This window comes from Salegentibacter sp. Hel_I_6, from assembly GCF_000745315.1.
In the GTDB taxonomy this organism is placed as follows: domain Bacteria; phylum Bacteroidota; class Bacteroidia; order Flavobacteriales; family Flavobacteriaceae; genus Salegentibacter.
In genome coordinates, this window is sequence record NZ_JQNQ01000001.1 from 1,977,282 (window position 1) to 1,995,680 (window position 18,399).

General features: G+C 37.3%; 17 protein-coding genes. 5 read left to right on the top strand and 12 right to left on the bottom strand.

Annotated elements, in window-relative coordinates:
- Positions 1–38 precede the first annotated feature (38 nt).
- Complete coding sequence (gene pheS / locus FG27_RS08690) at positions 39–1,058, bottom strand: phenylalanine--tRNA ligase subunit alpha (protein ID WP_037318061.1); 1,020 nt, start codon at positions 1,056–1,058, stop codon at positions 39–41.
- 66 nt (positions 1,059–1,124) lie between these two features.
- Positions 1,125–1,481, bottom strand: coding sequence for a hypothetical protein (locus FG27_RS08695; RefSeq protein ID WP_037318063.1), 357 nt, complete (start codon positions 1,479–1,481; stop codon positions 1,125–1,127).
- 129 nt (positions 1,482–1,610) lie between these two features.
- Between FG27_RS08695 and FG27_RS08700 the strand changes: the two genes are divergently transcribed.
- Positions 1,611–2,156 (top strand): CvpA family protein, encoded by a 546-nt coding sequence (locus FG27_RS08700; protein ID WP_037318065.1) that lies wholly within the window; start codon positions 1,611–1,613, stop codon positions 2,154–2,156.
- Positions 2,157–2,232: 76 nt separating this feature from the next.
- Here the strand turns inward: FG27_RS08700 and FG27_RS08705 are convergent, their stop codons facing one another.
- The 10 genes from FG27_RS08705 to FG27_RS08755 all read right to left on the bottom strand — a co-directional run bounded on the left by FG27_RS08705 (position 2,233) and on the right by FG27_RS08755 (position 14,336).
- Positions 2,233–3,792, bottom strand: coding sequence for a SulP family inorganic anion transporter (locus FG27_RS08705; RefSeq protein WP_037318067.1), 1,560 nt, complete (start codon positions 3,790–3,792; stop codon positions 2,233–2,235).
- A gap of 540 nt (positions 3,793–4,332) precedes the next feature.
- Positions 4,333–5,082: a tetratricopeptide repeat protein gene (locus FG27_RS08715; protein WP_037318071.1), complete on the bottom strand. Its 750-nt coding sequence runs from the start codon at positions 5,080–5,082 to the stop codon at positions 4,333–4,335.
- 1 nt (position 5,083) lies between these two features.
- Positions 5,084–6,835 (bottom strand): BatD family protein, encoded by a 1,752-nt coding sequence (locus FG27_RS08720; RefSeq protein WP_037318073.1) that lies wholly within the window; start codon positions 6,833–6,835, stop codon positions 5,084–5,086.
- Positions 6,836–6,892: 57 nt separating this feature from the next.
- On the bottom strand, positions 6,893–7,774 hold the full coding sequence (locus FG27_RS08725) for a tetratricopeptide repeat protein (protein WP_037318075.1): 882 nt from the start codon (positions 7,772–7,774) through the stop codon (positions 6,893–6,895).
- A 4-nt stretch (positions 7,775–7,778) separates the two neighbouring features.
- Positions 7,779–8,825 (bottom strand): VWA domain-containing protein, encoded by a 1,047-nt coding sequence (locus FG27_RS08730; RefSeq protein ID WP_037318077.1) that lies wholly within the window; start codon positions 8,823–8,825, stop codon positions 7,779–7,781.
- 20 nt (positions 8,826–8,845) lie between these two features.
- Entirely contained in the window at positions 8,846–9,850 is a 1,005-nt protein-coding gene (locus tag FG27_RS08735) for a VWA domain-containing protein (RefSeq protein WP_037318079.1), read from the bottom strand.
- Entirely contained in the window at positions 9,850–11,481 is a 1,632-nt protein-coding gene (locus FG27_RS08740) for a DUF4381 domain-containing protein (RefSeq protein ID WP_051935805.1), read from the bottom strand. The genes FG27_RS08735 and FG27_RS08740 overlap by 1 nt, the downstream gene beginning before the upstream one ends.
- A gap of 5 nt (positions 11,482–11,486) precedes the next feature.
- Complete coding sequence (locus tag FG27_RS08745; RefSeq protein WP_037318081.1) at positions 11,487–12,353, bottom strand: DUF58 domain-containing protein; 867 nt, start codon at positions 12,351–12,353, stop codon at positions 11,487–11,489.
- A 66-nt stretch (positions 12,354–12,419) separates the two neighbouring features.
- Positions 12,420–13,424 carry an AAA family ATPase gene (locus FG27_RS08750; RefSeq protein WP_369794107.1) on the bottom strand — a complete coding sequence of 335 codons (1,005 nt, stop codon included), beginning with the start codon at positions 13,422–13,424 and terminating at the stop codon, positions 12,420–12,422.
- A 135-nt stretch (positions 13,425–13,559) separates the two neighbouring features.
- The gene (locus tag FG27_RS08755; RefSeq protein WP_231563301.1) at positions 13,560–14,336 is read right to left on the bottom strand and encodes a DUF4382 domain-containing protein; all 777 of its coding nucleotides are present in this window, start codon (positions 14,334–14,336) and stop codon (positions 13,560–13,562) included.
- 199 nt (positions 14,337–14,535) lie between these two features.
- On the opposite strand from FG27_RS08755, the gene FG27_RS08760 reads away from it, so the two are divergent.
- The 4 genes from FG27_RS08760 (at position 14,536) to FG27_RS08775 (ending at position 18,376) form a co-directional block, all read left to right on the top strand.
- Entirely contained in the window at positions 14,536–15,285 is a 750-nt protein-coding gene (locus tag FG27_RS08760) for an SDR family NAD(P)-dependent oxidoreductase (RefSeq protein WP_037318083.1), read from the top strand.
- Between the two features lie 51 nt (positions 15,286–15,336).
- Positions 15,337–16,473 carry an ATP-binding protein gene (locus tag FG27_RS08765; protein WP_037318085.1) on the top strand — a complete coding sequence of 379 codons (1,137 nt, stop codon included), beginning with the start codon at positions 15,337–15,339 and terminating at the stop codon, positions 16,471–16,473.
- Position 16,474: 1 nt separating this feature from the next.
- Positions 16,475–17,203, top strand: coding sequence for a metallophosphoesterase family protein (locus FG27_RS08770; protein ID WP_037318087.1), 729 nt, complete (start codon positions 16,475–16,477; stop codon positions 17,201–17,203).
- A 168-nt stretch (positions 17,204–17,371) separates the two neighbouring features.
- Positions 17,372–18,376, top strand: coding sequence for an acyl-ACP desaturase (locus FG27_RS08775; RefSeq protein WP_037318089.1), 1,005 nt, complete (start codon positions 17,372–17,374; stop codon positions 18,374–18,376).
- Positions 18,377–18,399 lie beyond the last annotated feature (23 nt).

An 18,399-nucleotide genomic window follows, 5' to 3' on the forward strand; every position in this document is an offset into this window, starting at 1 on the left:
AATTATTTAATGATCCGGCTTTTGGCCAGGCTAATTAGTTAAAACGAAGATTTAAACTGCTCTAGAAATCTTAGATCGTTCTCATAGAACATTCTAATATCTCCAATTTGGTATAATAACATCGCAATACGCTCTATTCCCATCCCAAAGGCAAAACCTGAATATTCAGTAGGATCAATATTACAATTTCTAAGCACATTAGGATCTACCATCCCACAGCCCATTATTTCAAGCCACCCGGTTCCTTTTGTTATTCGGTAATCGGTTTCAGTTTCCAGACCCCAGTAAATATCAACTTCAGCACTTGGCTCGGTAAACGGAAAATAAGAAGGTCTAAGCCTTATTTTAGATTTTCCAAATAACTGTTTTGTAAAGTAAAGCAAAGTTTGTTTAAGGTCTGCAAAACTGACATTCTTATCAATATAAAGTCCTTCTACCTGGTGGAAAATACAATGGGAACGCGCAGAAATTGCTTCATTTCTAAAAACCCTTCCTGGAGAAATTGTTCTAATTGGCGGTTTGTTATTTTCCATATACCGCACCTGTACCGAAGAAGTATGGGTACGCAATAAAATGTCGGGATCTGTCTGAATGAAAAAGGTATCCTGCATATCTCTCGCCGGGTGATATTCCGGCAGATTAAGGGCAGTAAAATTATGCCAGTCGTCTTCCATTTCCGGGCCTTCAGAAACATTGAAACCAATGTTAGAAAAGATCTCGATAATCTGGTTTTTCACGATAGAAATAGGATGACGTGAACCAATCTCGATTGGTTCTCCCGGTCTTGAAAGGTCGCCATAAATTCCTTTTTCTTCCTGTTTACTTTCCAGGTTTTCTTTAAGTTCAGCAACTTTTGCTTCAGAAGCTTTTTTTAGTGAATTCACCGCCTGCCCGAACTCCTTTTTCTGCTCGTTAGGCACTTCTTTAAAAGAAGCGAAGAAATCGTTTAAAATTCCTTTTTTACCAAGATATTTTATTCTAAAGGCTTCTACTTCTTTAGCCGATTCGGTTTTAAAAGCTTCTACTTCAGCTATATGTTGCTTAATTTTATCTATCATGAGATCCTTTTCTTTTCAAAAGGGCAAATTTAGTAAAAATGTAGTTTTAGGCAGCACGTGGCGCCTTTAATCTATGTATTGGTTATTTATAAAATAATTTACAATGGCCTCTTTCATTAAAACCGATTGTTCGCCCGCTTTAAGCGTTGGTAATTGCTCTAAAATCTTATAATGCGGCCAGCCATCATCATCAAAATAATCAAATTCATAATACCCGTAAGGTTCCAGCAAACGGCAAATGGCAATATGCATTAGATCTATTTTATGGTCTTTCTTAAATTTTTTGTGAGGCTGCCCTAATTCCTGAATACCAATTACATAAATTATCGCATCCAGATCCATTGATTCTCCATCGGCAAACTGGTTAGAAAGTTTTTTTTGCAAACCTTCCCATCTGCCTTTCAAATTTTCGTCTCGTGTCATGCTGCAAAGATAAGATCTTACTTGTTGAATTTAGTTTATACAAGATCGAAATATAAATTCGTTTTGATTAAATTTTTTCAATTTAAATTCCCTGGGAACTTGGCAAAGAGATTTTATTATATTTGAATCATGAATACAGTAGATATCGTCCTGGCCTTAATTCTGCTTTACGGACTTGTTAGGGGGTTTTTTAGAGGACTTTTGGCCGAAGTTGCATCCCTGGTAGGTTTTGTAGCCGGTATTTATGGCGCCATCCATTTCTCTTATATTTTAAGCGATTTCTTTTCTGAAAATATGGACTGGGATTCAGAGTATGTAAACCTAATCGCTTTCGCCATCACATTTATTCTTATTGTTTTTATAATTTCTCTCGCCGGTAAAATCCTAACCAAAATGGCGGGTTTTGTGGCACTTGGTATTGTAAATAAATTATTGGGAGGTGCTTTCGGATTATTAAAAACAGCCTTTGTAGCAAGCGTGGTGATCATGTTTTTTGGAGCCACTAACGAAGAAATAGATTTGGTTAGCGAAGAAAGTCTTGAAGAATCTAAACTCTACGCCCCGGTTAAAGCAATTGCTCCTGTCCTTCTTCCTTCCATAATAAGAGAAGCCAAAGAGCGTGATTTTATTGACGATGAAAACGGTCTCTTCGGAAATGAAAAAGAGGAAGTTTAAAAATCTTTTTAATTAGTCATCCTAACGAGATAAAGACTCCTCAAACTTCCTCCTAAATAAAACGCTATGCTATAATTTAAACTGGAACATCCAACCCGAAAAATCTTCTAAAGCTATCAGGATTCACTACTTCTCCTTTATCAGAAATAAGCTTTATAGTTATATCCTTCCGTTTTGCCTTAATTGAAAATTCGTCCATAATCTCGAGCACATCATAATCTAAAACCCTGGTCTTTCTAACATCAATTTCTACAGTTGCTCCATCTGGCAAGGCATTTAACTCTCTTAAAATCGCACCTTTATTTAAGAAGGAAAGTTCTTCGGCAAGGGTGATTTTATAATGACCATCATTATTCTCATAACCTTCTTTATGTAGGAAGTGAGAATTTTTGTAGCTGTTAATTAAAATTACCGCAATACCTACAGCAAGTCCAAGGCCAATTCCCATTAAAAGATCAAGAAATACAACTCCAAGAATAGTAACTATAAAGGGAAGAAATTGTCCTTTTCCTAATTTAAACATTTGCTTAAACAACGCCGGTTTGGCTAACTTATAACCTACCAGCAACAGAACGGCGGCCAGTACAGATAGGGGTATCATATTTAATACAGTCGGAATAGCGATAATGGAAATAAGAATTAAAAACCCATGCAAAATGGCAGATAGCTTGGTCCTACCACCCGATTGCATATTTGTAGAACTTCTTACAATTACCTGAGTAACTGGCAGTCCACCAATTAGCCCAGAGATCATGTTACCAGCACCCTGTGCATAAAGTTCGCGGTTGGTATTGGTAGTTCTTTTTAAAGGGTCTAATTTATCGATAGCTTCAACACTCAATAAAGTTTCCAAACTGGCTACAATTGCAATTGTAATTGCGACCACCCAAACTTCAGAATTTATAACTTCAGCCCAGTTAGGCATAGAAAATTGCCCAATAAATGAAGACGCACTTTCCGGAACGGGTACAGTAACCAATTGATAGTCCTGAATTCCGAAAGCAGGACCTTCTACTACAAGATAGTATATAACTCCCATAGCTACAGCCACTAAAGGACCGGGAACTATACTAAAAACTTTATGTTTACCCGTAAGTACCTTTTCCCAAAGAAGCATAATTGCCAATGCAACTAATGTTATTAGAATTGCACCATAATGAAGGTTGTTAGCCAACTTGCTCAATGCAGAACCAATTCCCCCATCTATGGAAAAAATTTCCAAATCACTGGAAAAACCTAAAGCATTTGGGATTTGTGAAATTGCTATGGTAATACCAATACCAGCCAACATTCCTTTGATTACTGATGATGGAAAATAGTAGCCAATAATACCGGCCTTTAAAGCTCCCATTATTATCTGGAGCAATCCGGCAATAACTACGGCAACTAAGAAAATCTCATAACTACCTAAAGATTGGATGGCACTTAAAACAATAACGGCTAGACCTGCAGCAGGACCACTAACCCCTAATTGGGAATTAGAAATACTACCTACGACTATACCCCCTACCATACCGGCGATAAGACCTGAAAATAATGGGGCTCCACTGGCAAGTGCTATTCCTAAACATAAAGGTATAGCTACAAAAAATACTACAATACTTGCGGGAAAATCTTTATTAAGATGCTTAAACATATAAAACGCTTTGTTAAGTTGAGACCTAAACCTTATTATAATTTAAGGAAAATTGGAAGATCTCTAGAATCTAAAATTAAAATATGATATTGGATTTTTGTAAGTAAAAAAACTTACTCAATTCTTAAAGCTTCGAGAAACTTATTAAAAATCCAGAAAGAAATGATTTAGATTAAGCTAATTTGGGTGGGGGAAATAAAACGTCTAGAAAAATTATTGGGTAATTTTCAGTGTAAAGATCTCTTGTAAACTCTTGTTTCTTAAGAAATTGAATACTTGCGTAATTAGATTGTTGCTCCTCAAAGTTAAATTCCAGATTAATCTGATTTTTAGAAGAGCTTTCTTCTTCATTTATATTAAAAACAAACGAAATATCTATTGATTTATCCATGCATGCAATAATGCAGGGCACCGTTATAAATGCCAGGAAGATCAATGAGAATATAAAAGCCAGTTTTTTCACAATTGCAAAAATAACAACAATTGGTTCTAATTAAAAGAAAATCGTACAATTTTAATGTTAAGGCAACATCATATTGTTTATAAACGCTTCAAAGTATTATTTTCCATCCAGCCCTGAGTGCCGTTTGAGAGCTCTATTTTCACCCAACCCTGGTAATCCTCCAATATCCTTGCTTTAGTTCCTTCGTGAAGCATAAAAGCTGCTTCACCGCGCTGTGAAGGTTCGTTTTTCACTTCAGCTTCTTCTGAAAAAATAATTGCGAATTGGTTATTGAACTGAATCTCCTGCTGCTGAAAGGCAAAAAACACTGAAATTCCCCCAAGTAGAAATACAAAAATTGCAATTCCAAAAAGTGTTCTTTTAACCAGCGGTCTCCGGCTGAAATAATACATTAAGAACAGAACCACAAAAATTACAGAAAAAATAATGGAAAGGTAAGCCCAGGTATCGTAAGAAAAAGTAGATATAAACTTATTAAAACTCTTTTGGAACCCCGTTTCTTCGTTAACCGGAATATCATCTATAGTCATGCTTCGCGCAAATTCTATATTGTTTTGTACATCCTCGTCTGTAGGATTTAACTGTAATGCTTTTTCGTAATAATAAATACTGGGAGCAACATTATTTAACTTATAATGAGCATTCCCCAGGTTAAAATAAGTCGCTACAGAAGTTTCTCCATTTGCCAGGATTTCTTCATATTTGGCTATGGCAGTTTCAAAATCATCATTCGCGTAAGCGTCATTAGCTTCTTCAAAAAGCGTTGGGTTCTGTGCCTGAGTCACGAGCGAAACAAACACCAGTAAAATTAATATCAGCTTTTTCATACTAAATCTCTTTATCTAGTTTTGAAATTACCCTTACCGCTTTATCATAATCTTCCTGCTGCGCAGAATTTGACGCCGGGGTGTACCTTGCAAATTCGCAGCTTTTTAAAACCTCAATAAATTCTGTAGATGTTTCATCGGGAACATTTTTTTGCTTCAAAATCTCTAAAATTCGCTCCTTACTCATTTCAGCAGTTTGAATATGAAGTTTTGCTTTTAAATAATTATGCATTGCACGCTCCAGAGATTCATAAAAACTTTGTTGATCACCAAGATTCTTTTTTGCTTCAGAAAGATATTTTCTTGCCAGTTTATTTGCCTTCTTCAAACGATTTCCATGAACATCTGCCGCGATGGCCTCTCTCTTTTTTCCAAATAAAATAAATAATGGAATCGCTACAAATGGCAATATTAAAGAGCCCCAATACGTCCAGGACCTAAAAAATGCCTGCTGCTCCAGGGGTTTAAAATTTGATTTTGTTTTTATAAATCTAAACTGGTCAGATGGCAGGTTGAGCACTTGTTTACTGTTTTCTGCAATTCCACTGCCCGAGGAAACCGGTCCCTCCTCAACATCAATTAAGATTTCCTGAGATGATAAACTCTTATAGGTTTGTGTTTCTGGATCAAAATATGAAAAAGTTAAAGGCTGGATTGGGTATTGTCCCTTTCTCGTTGGCACGATAGTATAACTATCTGTAATACTACCCTGCTTTCCGTTTAAGGTGGTGGTAACATTTTCTTTTCGTTCGGGATTATAAATTTCAAGAGAAGACGGTACCTGCAATGCGGGTAATTCAAATAAATTTAGATTCCCATTTCCTTTAACCTGAACCGTAGCTTCTAAAGATTCTGAAGCATCTAATTTATCTTTTGTCGTGCTTACATCTAAACTAAATTTCCCTACAGCTCCAGTAAACCCAGCGGGTTTCCCGTCTGGTAAAGGTTTAACATCTATAGTCCTGGTACCGGCTGCTACAGTTTTATTTACAGTTTTATAAATTCTACTGCCAAAAATGTCACGCCTGTCACTTGGAACATCTACAGAAACTGACAAAGTGAGGGGCTCAAGCTCCAGTTCTCCCGTTTTCTGCGGATAAAGGACTGCTTTCTTTAATATTACATAACGATAAGGCTCACCTCTGTATTCACCATTTTCTGGCCTTAACTCCCGAATTTCGATATTTTGACTCCAAAAATCAGAAAATTTAGGACTATCTACTTCTCTAAAATTGCTAACGCTTATACGTGGACTTACATATAGCTTGTACACTACTGTAATTCCTTCGTTCAAATAGGGATTTGAATTAGAAACTTCAGCTACCAAATGCAGGTTATCTGAAGCTATAAGATCAGAATTATCACCGTCTTTTGGTTCTTCTACCGCAGCGGTAACCTGAATATCTATTGGAGTGGTTTTATACACTTTATCATCTACAGTAATTTCAGCCTGGGTGATGGTTTTTCGACCCCTGGAATTAGGCTGTAAATAATAAGAATAAGTTTTAGAATAGGTTCGGTCGCCATTGATCCAACGGTTACTCACCGATTGATTTGGGCCGCCCACAACGGTAAAACCATCGAAAGATGGAGGACGAAAATTATCGCCATCCTGGTTCATTTCAAAATCTACCCGAAGCCGTTCATTTACCCCAAGGCGGTCTTTGCTAACTTTAGCTTCAAACTTAACCTGGGCTTGTAAACCAATCCCGGTAAAAAATAAAATACTAAGAATTAAAAATTTAAACTTCATCTATAAAATCCCTTTCTTTTGAGATATATGATTTTGGAAAGAAATGTATCAAAAATTCTACCAATCTTTTTCAGATTTAACCTTGGCGCCTTTTTGTTTTTCTGCATTTATTTTATCCTGCACTTTTCTTTCTTCATTATTCATAGCTTCTAACAAGCTTTGTATTTGCTCTGGCGACAATTGTCCTTGAGCAGGCTGCGGCTGTGGCTGGCCCTCTTCAGGCTCTTTATCCTGCTCTTCCTGATCTCCCTCGCCATCTTGTTCCTCCTGTTCCTCCTGGTCACCTTCCTTTTCTTCCTGGTCCTGATCCTGGTTATCCTGGTCTCCTTCATTATCACCCTCACCCTGGTCTTGTTGCTCCTCCTTGTTTTCCTGGTCCTGGTTTTCATCCTGATTCTCCTGGTCCTGGTTTTCATCATCCTGGTTCTCATCATCACCACCATCCTGATTATCATCCTGTTCTTGTTCCTGCTCCAGCATTTTTTTTGCTAATGCTAAATTATAACGGGTTTCATCATCTGTAGGATTATTTCTTAAAGCATCTTTGTAAGCTTCTACGGCTTCCTGATATCTTTTTTGATTCATATAAGCATTCCCAAGATTATGGTTCGCCTTGTGTTTGGCTATTTTTGTTTCGGCAATCTCCGCTGCCTGTTTGTATCGCTGTGTGGCTTGCGGTGCATTGTCACGGGTATAATACATATTTCCCATATTGTATCTCGCATCGCTATTCTCAGGATCTTTGGCAATAGCTTTTCTATAGGCGGCTTCTGCTTTCGGGAAATCGTTTTCTCCCAAAGCGGCATCGGCTTCCTGCATAAATTCCCCTGCTTCTTTTTTAGCTTTCTCCAGTTCTTTATCTTGCTGTTGAGCAACGACAGGAAATATGAGCAACAAGCCGAATATCACAAATAATATGTTAGTTGAAAAACCTCTCATTAGATCACTCCTCTGTTTTTCTTTTCTCGTTGAATAAATTCAGTTTTCTTATCCAGCCGGTTTTTCTTTCCAGCATAAATACATCCAGCAATAACAAAAAGATTGCCAAACCTACAAACCATTGAAATTGCGATTTATAATCGGCAAATTGCTTTGCTTCAAATTCTGTTTTTTCAATATTCTGAAGCGCTTCCTGTACCTTTTCGGTAACTTCTGAAGTTACGCTTCCATCAATATACTCTCCGTTTGTTTCTTCTGCAATTTGTTTAAGTACTTCTGCATCCAATTTGGTAACAACGGTTTCACCCTGATTATCTTTTTTGTAATTCTGCACTACGCCATTTCTTTTTATGGGAATTGGCCCTCCTTTAGCAGTCCCCACACCAATAGTATAAATCTGGATACCGGCATCTGCAGCTTTTTCTGCCATATCTTCGGCATTACCCTCGTGATCTTCCCCATCACTAAGAATAAACATTACCCGGTTGGTTTGCTGATTATCGTCAAAAAAACCTGTAGCAAGGTCTATGGCATCTCCAATGGCAGTGCCCTGTGAAGAAAGCATATCGGTATTTAAACTTTCCAGAAACATCTTTGCAGAGCCATAATCTGTGGTAATAGGTAACTGCGGGAAAGCGCTCCCTGCGTAGGCGATAATTCCAACACGGTCACTCCCAAGGTTTCCTATAATTTGTCTTACCAACTGCTTAGATTTTTCTAATCTATTTGGAGCTATATCTTCAGCCTCCATACTTTTTGAAACGTCTATAGCGAAAACAATATCTACACCTTCCCGTTTCACGGTTTCCAGCTGTGAGCCCACTTTAGGATTTACCAATCCCAAAACCACACTACTCAGTGCCAAAAGTATTAGCAAAAGTTTTAAGAATGGCTTAAAAGAAGATCGGTTGGGAGCAAGGAAGCTTAGCAACGGCGGCTGGGCAAATCTTGATCTTGCCCGTTTTTGCCAGATCCTAAAAACCAGGTACAGCACAATTACCGCTGGAATAAGCAGCAAAAGCCATAAATATATTTTCTCTTCTAAGATCATTAAACTTATATTTCCATTTTTTAAATAAAGCCTCTGAACACTGTGTATCTCAAGAGTACTTCAAAAAGCAGTAATCCTATTGCCAATAAAGCATAAGGCCTAAATTTTTCAGTATAATTATAATATCTGAATTCTTCAATTTCAGATTTTTCGAGGCTGTCTATTTCTTCATAAATTTCTTCCAGCTTTTCATTATTAGTGGCCCTAAAATATTTTCCACCGGTATCTGATGCTATTTGTTGCAATAAAGCCTCATCTATTTCTACTTTTTGCACACCATATTGAAATTTTCCGTTAGCTAAAACATTAACAGGCGTTAGTGCGTTTCCATTACTTCCCACTCCAATGGTATAGGTTTTTATCCCAAACTCTACGGCGAGCTCACTGGCGATTTTTGGATCAATAAACCCGGAATTGTTAACTCCATCAGTTAATAAAATTATCACCTTACTCTCTGCATCACTATCTTTTAATCGGTTTACCGCTGTGGCTAATCCCGAACCAATTGCCGTACCGTTTTGCAAAATATTACTGTATTCAATTTCTTCAATTGCACGCAGCGCAATGCTTTTATCACTGGTAATAGGCGTTTTTGTAAAACTTTCGCCGGCGAAAAGTACAAGACCAATCCTATCGGTTGGCCTATTTTCAATAAATTCTGCTCCTACTTCTTTTACAGATTCTAATCGGTTAGGTTCAAAATCCCTGGCTAGCATACTGGCAGATACATCTATAGCCATTATAATATCTATTCCTCTAATGTTGCTACTTTGCGTAGTAACATCTACCGTCCTTGGGCGTGCCATTGCTACCACTAAAAAAGCCAGCGCTAGCAAGCGAAGTACAAAAAGCACCGGTTTTAATTTTGAAAGCATCGATTGCTTTACCTTAAAACCTTTTACGCTAGACATTCTTAGCTCTGGCGTTTGCTGTTTACGTTTCCAGAAATACCAGGCTGTTGCCGGCAAAAGCAGCAATAACAACCAGAAAAATTCTGGATTCTCGAATGTATAATTAGCAAACATCAATTAGCCTGGTTTTTCAATTCTATAGAATTCTCTATTCGTTGTAAAATTTCTTCAGCATACTCATCATCTTCATCAAACACCACCATAATTTGCTGGAAACCGCCATTTGCACCAAAATTAAGAATAGCATACTCCTTTTCTATGGGGCCTCCGGTAATAGGATTTTCAAGATTAAAAGTTCCAAAAACCTTAATGCCTTTTGTGCTATTTATGGTAGAAAATTCTTCTTCTTTCATTATAATATTTCGCGCACCTTGAGATTCCAGGTTTTCGTAAATCCCATCTACTGCTTTCTCTAGATCAAAATCTCCCTGCGGATTCACCGGGCCGGTAATAAGCAAAGTATATAAATTACCTTCTAAAGTTCCAGCATCAAAGGTTTCACTCCCCAGCAACATTTCCTGTAGCTCATCTCCTCTTTTTACATCGTGCCTTACTAAAACTTCGGGTGTGGTAATGGTAACGGTTGGAGTACCATATTCACTTTTAATCCAATCGCCTTCAAGCAATTCCCTGGTTTCATTCCCAAATACTGAATCCTTTACGAAACCGAAACCTTTAGTGTTTACCAAAATGGTTACGACTACAATTCCCAGAATGAGAATGCCGCCAATAACCGCAATAATTCTTCTTTTTCTTCTCTTTAAAAGTTTTTCCCTACGATAATTTTCATCCTGCATCAATTCTTCCTCAGTAGGTTCAGGAACCACCTGCCTAATGTCTTTAATTAAATGCTCTACTTTGGTACGATCGCTTTTTGCGGTAATTACATCGGGTCTGGAATTGGCAAATTTGGCCAAATCGGCTCGTTTTAATAATTGCTGAAGGTTATCTATAGATTTATCTTTCAGGCTTAACTCTCCAGATTGTTTTCTTAATTCCAGGTAAGCGATAAGTTCTGAAGTTGTACTCTCCAGCGCCCTGTCGTAGATTTTTCTGTCCAGATATTTTCTTACAATAAATGCAAGCTGAGAATAATATTCCTTGATTTCCCGGTCTTGCAATAAAGAGGAGTTATCCAATTGCTTAAGCTCGAACATCGCCTGTTCATAAGGAGGTAGTTCGGGTTCAGCCTCTTTCCTTTTCTTTCTTCTTCGGAAAAAATAAAATGCTACACCTAATAAAATTAATACTGCCAATAACCACCAAACCCAGTTTGGAATGCTAAAAGCTTTAGGAACATCTACCGCAGGTTTTATAGGATACATTTTTTGTCGGGTAGTATCTACCTGAACATCGGCAACCTCAACTCTAAAAGAATCGGTTAAATATTCCCGATTCTGAATAATAATTTTTTGCTGCGGAATAGTGTAAACTCCTGAATCGAATTGGGTAAGCGAATATTTTTTTATAAGCCTAAAACGATCTTCTACCGTCGTGGTATCGGCACCTAAAGACTCTACCATTTCCATTGGGTCAAAGGTTTGCCCTTCAGGGAAAATCACCAAATTGGTAGAATCGGTTTCAACTTCAATACTAAAAATAACCTGCTCCCCGATCTTGATAGAAGTGGAGTCCAATCTAGTATTTATATTGGGTTCCTGGGTAAAACCCTGAAATGATAACAACAGAAAAAGCAGCATAACCGCCACTTTATAAGTTTCTAATGTTGAAATTCTATTGTTCATTGTTTTTAACCTCTTCTTTTAAAATAACCCAGCAATTTTTTTACATAACTCTCGTCTACGCGATTATTGATCACCCCAGCGCCACTAAGCGTAAAACTTTCATTAAAATAAGCCGATCTCTCCCGGTAGTGTTTTGCGTAATTATTTCTAACCGATTTTGAACCGGTATTAACAGTTACATATTCGCCACTTTCCTCATCCAACATTTGTACCAGTCCTAAATTTGGAATTTCTTCTTCGGCAGGATCGTAAACTCTAATTCCTGTGACATCATGTTTATTACCGGCAATTTTTAAAGTTTGCTGATAATCATCATCCATAAAGTCTGAAAGCATAAAGACAATCGCCTTTTTCTTCATAACATTAGAGAGATATTTTATGGCAGCAGCGATATCGGTTTTCTTAGATTTAGGCTTAAACTCTATTAATTCCCTAATAATTCGTAGTACGTGATACCTTCCTTTTTTAGGGGGAATATAAAGTTCTATTTGATCTGAAAAAAGCATCAGCCCAATCTTATCGTTGTTTTGTGTAGCCGAAAAAGCTAAAGTTGCAGCAATTTCAGTAATCACATCTTTTTTAAGCTGATTTTGTGTTCCGAAGAATTCTGAACCTGAAACATCTACCATAAGCATCATGGTAAGCTCCCGTTCTTCTTCAAAAACCTTGATAAAAGGTTCATTGTAACGAGCGGTAACATTCCAGTCTATATTTCTAACATCGTCGCCAAATTGATACTGCCGTACTTCACTAAAAGTCATCCCGCGACCTTTAAAAGTAGAATGATATTCCCCACCAAAAACGTGATCGCTCAAACGCCGGGTTTTTATTTCAATCTTTCTTACTTTTTTTAAAAGCTCTTTGGTATCCATCAGGAAGCGGTTGTGTTTTACACAGCAATTAATTGGAAAATGCGAAAATCAAGTAACCTACAAGGTTTATGGAACTTCTATCTCGTTTACAATTTTATGCACAATATCTTCTGAAGTTATATTTTCGGCTTCAGCCTCGTAAGTAATTCCTATTCTATGGCGAAGTACATCTAAAACCACCGCTCTAACATCTTCTGGAATTACATAACCACGACGTTTTATAAAAGCATAGCATTTTGAAGCCCGCGCAAGGTTAATACTTCCCCTTGGTGAAGCGCCGAAACTTATTAAAGGCTTTAGATCTTTTAAATTATATTTTTCAGGATTACGAGTAGCAAAAATAATATCAAGGATATATTTTTCAATTTTCTCATCCATATAAACTTCCCTGGCAGCTTGTTGTGCACGTAAAATTTGCTCAATGCTCACCACCGGATTAACCTTTGGAAATTCCCCTCTTAAATTAGCGCGCATAATTAACTGTTCGTCGTTAATTTCGGGATAATCTATTACGGTTTTCAGCATAAAACGGTCTACCTGGGCTTCTGGCAAAGGATAAGTTCCCTCCTGCTCTACGGGGTTTTGCGTTGCCATTACAAGAAAAGGTTTATCTAAAATAAAGGTCTCTTCTCCAATAGTTACCTGCTTCTCCTGCATTGCTTCCAGCAAAGCCGATTGTACTTTGGCTGGAGCCCTGTTAATCTCATCGGCAAGGACAAAATTTGCAAAAATGGGTCCTTTTTTAATACTGAAATCATTCAGTTTCATATTGTAGATCATGGTACCCACAACATCTGCGGGCAAAAGATCTGGTGTAAACTGAATTCTACTAAAACTACCGTGAACGGCTTGCGAAAGCGTATTTATTGCGAGGGTTTTTGCCAAACCAGGAACACCTTCGAGCAGAATATGACCCTGCCCTAATAAACCAATAAGCAATCGCTCCATCATATGCTTTTGCCCAACGATTACTTTATTAACTTCGGTATTTAGTAAATCTACAAAAGCACTTTCCCTCTCTATTTTCTCATTTAAACTAGCAATATCTACAGAGGTGTTGTTTTCTATCATTTTATGCGTATTAAAGACCTTAAATTCGTGGCCGCAAATTGGAAAATTATTAGCGTTTAGGCTGTTAATGTATGGTTAAAAAACAAAAAAGCGGCTAAAAATAGCCGCTCTTTTTTTATAAGGGAAAAATTGGGGTTATTCCAAATAAATTGTTTCAAGATCAACAGCACCACCTTCACCTACTTTTACGTTGTCCTTATCTTTAGCTTCCAACCCAGTTTCAGCATCTGGAGTAATGGTTACCTGGTAAGTTCCAGCCGGAACACCGTGGAGTACAAAATTTCCTGACTCATCGGTATACGCCGAAATAATATGGCTTGCACTCTGCGCTTTCACCAAACTTTGAAAGTTTGTAGGATGTACTTTCCCCATAATTGATCCGGTATTAGCCATAGCCGACATTCTTATTACAGGTTTAAGAATGTAACCACCATTCCCGGTTTTCACGATAGATCCATCAACATCAAAATCTAAAAGGTATTCATACTGCTCTCCTGCTTCAAGTTCTTGCTGCACATTTAGTTTTAAACCAGATTGTTGTGCACTTGGAGTAGCCATAGGGTTTTCTTCTCCATCAATTACAACAACATTGTCTGGCCCTAAAACCAATCTTATTTGATCAAGGTAACCTGCAGGAATTTCAGCATCTACCAATAATTGCGATACACCGCCGGTTAATTGCAAAAGATCATAACGCCCGGTTTCTACATTAGAAAGACTTTCCCATTCGGCTTCTTCCTGGCCAACGGCGGCTTCGGTTTTAATCATTACATCCTGTACATCTACCCAAACATGATCGTAATCTCCGGGAGCATCTGTCATTCTCACAGTTAGTTGAGCATAACCTTCTTCTGGGCCGTTGGTATCATCATCATTACAACTGGTAAATCCAAAAGCAATTAGTGTTGCCATTAGAAGGCTTTTTAGCTTTAGGTTCTTCATCTGTCTTTTCATAAATAGGTTTATTAATTGTTAGAACAGGGAAAACGCAGCGTAGTTGATTAAATTTTATATCAGACTTTATATTAACTAAATTTAACAGGAATTTAAATTGCATATGTAAACCCAAGCTACTTACTTGTAGGTACTTTAAGCTTTAGAAAAACACTATATGAAAACTGCATTAATTACCGGAGCTACCAGCGGAATTGGTAGAGCTACTGCCAATACCCTTGCCAGGGAAGGAATAAATCTAATTCTATGCGGAAGAAGAGAAGAGCGACTAGCTGAATTGAAAAAAGAATTATCTAAACGAGTGGCAGTTTATACACTTTGCTTTGACGTTCAGGATAAAGAACAGGTATTTAGCAAAATAGAAAGTCTTCCAGAGAAATTTCAAAAGATAGATATTCTCATCAATAATGCAGGAAATGCGCACGGTTTGAATCCCATCCAGGATGGAGATATAGATGATTGGGATGCGATGCTCGATATTAACGTAAAGGGGCTACTATATGTTAGCAAAGCAATTTTCCCGAAAATGATAAATCAAGGCGCCGGGCATATTATTAATATTGGTTCTACCGCCGGGAAAGAAGTTTACCCCAACGGGAATGTTTACTGTGCCAGCAAATATGCCGTAGACGCCTTAAACCAGGCTATGCGAATAGACCTTAACAAACATGGAATTAGAGTTGGAGCCGTGAACCCAGGACTTACCCAAACCGAATTTAGCGAAGTAAGATTTAAAGGGGATACAGAAAAAGCCAAAAGTGTTTACGAAGGTTTTCAAGCTTTACGGCCGGAAGATATTGCAGATATTATTCGGTTCGTAGTAACCCGTCCATATCATGTGAATATTGCAGATTTAGTGGTGATGCCAACAGCGCAGGCGAATAGCACCACGGTGAATAAAGAATAGATAAAAACTAAAAAAGAAGATTTCCGCCTTCGCGGAAATGACGAGGTTTCCATGATCAACAAACGGCTTTTAGTAAAGAACCTACTCGCTCACAACGACGAGAACAGCTTTTACGACAAAAAGCTGAAGCTCAATAATGGCGAAAGAGAAGGAAAAGCTAAGTTTTTAAAGCATGTTTGTGCGCTCTCCAACTCAAACCCTGAAAATAATTCTTATATCGTTATCGGGGTTAAAGATGAAGACAATAGCATTGTTGGTACCGACTTTTTTGACGACAGTAAAATTCAAAACCTTGTAAATGCTTATTTGAGTAATCCGCCGTTAATTTCTTATGAAAATATCCCTTTTCCGCATTTACCGGGAAACCTGGTGGTGGGTTTGGTGAGTATTAGGCCAAATCACGGGAAAATATGTTCGCTTAAAAAGAATATCTGGAAGTATTACGGAGGTTCGGTTTTTCTTAGAGATGGCAGCATTAGTATGCCTAAGGTTTTTGGTGTGGAGATCACCGATGTGAATTCAGAAATAGTAAATTCTATAGAAAAACACTCGCATAATAATATTGAATTAACGCTGGATGGAGTATTTGATTTTCTTCAGAAAAGAAAAGATTATAACGCCACTTATAAAGTTTTTAAAGAATACTTCGTGGTTTGTTGGGCTGGGAAAAAGATTCAGGCAAAACACGAAACTTTTTATTCCAGGGTAGATATAGAGCTCATCAACGAACAGGTAAAATTGTTTTATTCAGATTTAGACCAGGTGAGCATTAGCCTAACGAACGATGAGTTTAAAATTTTGGAATATGTGCAGTTAGGATTACACGATAAATATCAGTTTTATCCGTTGGAGGAAGTCACGATCATTTTCAAAGACAGCGTGAATTACGATATAGAAAGCAAGTTGTTATTTGAGCCACCAGAATTCGACAAAAAAACGCTTCATCATATTTACAACATAAATAGCAAGTTGGTAGAAAGGCTAAAAAAGAAGCTTCCGTTAGATAAGCAACAAACTAAAGACCTTAAAAATTTACCTTCAACTTATTTACTTTGCTATTTAAATAACTTTGAACAGGCAATAGATAAACTGGAAGAAGCAAAACCGTTTTTAAAGGATTATAGCCAGGAAATTTATAATTATTATAAAGAAAGTATGCGAATTTTAAGAAAAGTAAAATACAATTAATATGGGCCGAAGCATAGCTATTGGAGACATTCACGGCGGATTAAAAGCATTAATACAATTGCTGGAAAAAATAGAACTTACTCCAGAAGACGAACTTATTTTCCTGGGAGATTATGTAGATGGCTGGAGCGATTCAGCCAATGTGGTTTCATACCTAATAGATCTCGCCAGGCAAAATACCTGTATTTTTTTAAGAGGAAATCACGACGATCTCACCCATAAATGGCTGGTAACAGGTAATCTTAATGAAAAATGGCTGGAACATGGCGGGCAATCCAGTATTGATGCTTACAGGAATTTTTCTTCGGAAGAAAAGAATCAACACATCGAGTTTTACGAGCAGATGCTAAATTATTATGTAGATAAAAAAAATAGACTTTTTGTACACGCCGGGTTTACCAACCAACACGGGCCAGAGCAAGAGTACCATGAAACCGGTTTTTACTGGGATAGAACATTGTGGGAAATGGCACTATCACTCGATAAGAATATAAAACCTGACGATATAAATTACCCGAAACGCCTTCAAATCTTTGAAGAAATCTTTATAGGGCATACCCCGGTAACCCGAATTAATAAAGATGAACCTGTAAAAAAAGCAAACATCTGGAATGTAGATACTGGCGCTGCATTTATGGGTAAATTATCTGCCATAGATGTAAATTCAAAGGAAATCTGGCAAAGTGAACCTGTTTTTAAGCTCTATCCCAATGAAGAAGGGAGAAATTAAGAGGATTTTACCACAAAACGCGTTTTCTCTTTATATCTTTGTAATTAAAGGATTTTGACATTTATTTGTATTCAACATTCTTAGATATAATATTTTAAGTGAATTTTATATTGATCAATAGATTAATCCCTGCAGATTTTTTAAATTTCTGCTTCAAAAAAAATCAAAATGGCCCTGGACAATATTAGACTAGAAGTAATGAAAACCGTTGAAAAACAGGTAGATGGTTTCATTGAAAAGTATCTTATTCCCGTAGAAGAAATTTGGCAACCTACAGATCTTCTTCCTAATTTACAGAAGGAAAATTATGTAGATGAGCTTACCCAAATTAGGGAAGAAGCCAAAGAGTTGGAATATGATTTCTGGGTAGTTTTAGTTGCTGATATGGTGACCGAAGAAGCTTTACCAACCTATGAATCCTGGTTAATGGATATGGAAGGTGTTAAACAGCACGGGAAAAGCCGTGGGGAAGAAAACGCCTGGTCTAAATGGGTTCGTCACTGGACTGGAGAGGAAAATCGCCATGGAGATACGCTTAATAAATACCTTTATCTATCTGGCCGAGTAAATATGCGTGAGATTGAAAAAACCACACAGTATTTAATCAGTGATGGTTTTGATATTGGTACTGGTCGTGATCCTTATAAAAACTTTGTATATACCAGTTTTCAGGAATTGGCAACCAATATTTCACATAAACGTGTAGGGCAACTAGCCAAGAAAAAAGGCAATAAAATGCTTGGGAAAATGTGTAATATCATTGCGGGAGACGAGATGAGGCATTATATGGCTTATCGGGAATTTGTAAAGACTATTTTTGAACATGACCCTAGTGAAATGATGTTGGCTTTTCACGATATGATGAAAAAGAAAATTGTAATGCCAGCTCAATTTATTCGCGAAAGCGGACAGGGGATTGCTGAAGCTTTTGAAAACTTCTCCAATGCCGCACAAAGACTTGGTGTTTACACTACATACGATTATATAGAAATACTTGAGAAGCTTAACGGTTATTGGGAAATTGACAAAATGCGCTCTTTAACAGATGAGGCTGAAAAAGCAAGAGATTATTTAATGAAATTACCAGACAGAATGCGAAGAATTGCAGGAAGAATGGCTATCCCAGAAGATCAACACACCTTTAAGTGGGTTGAAGCCAACGGAAGACTATAATTTCTGAACACATTATAAAACAA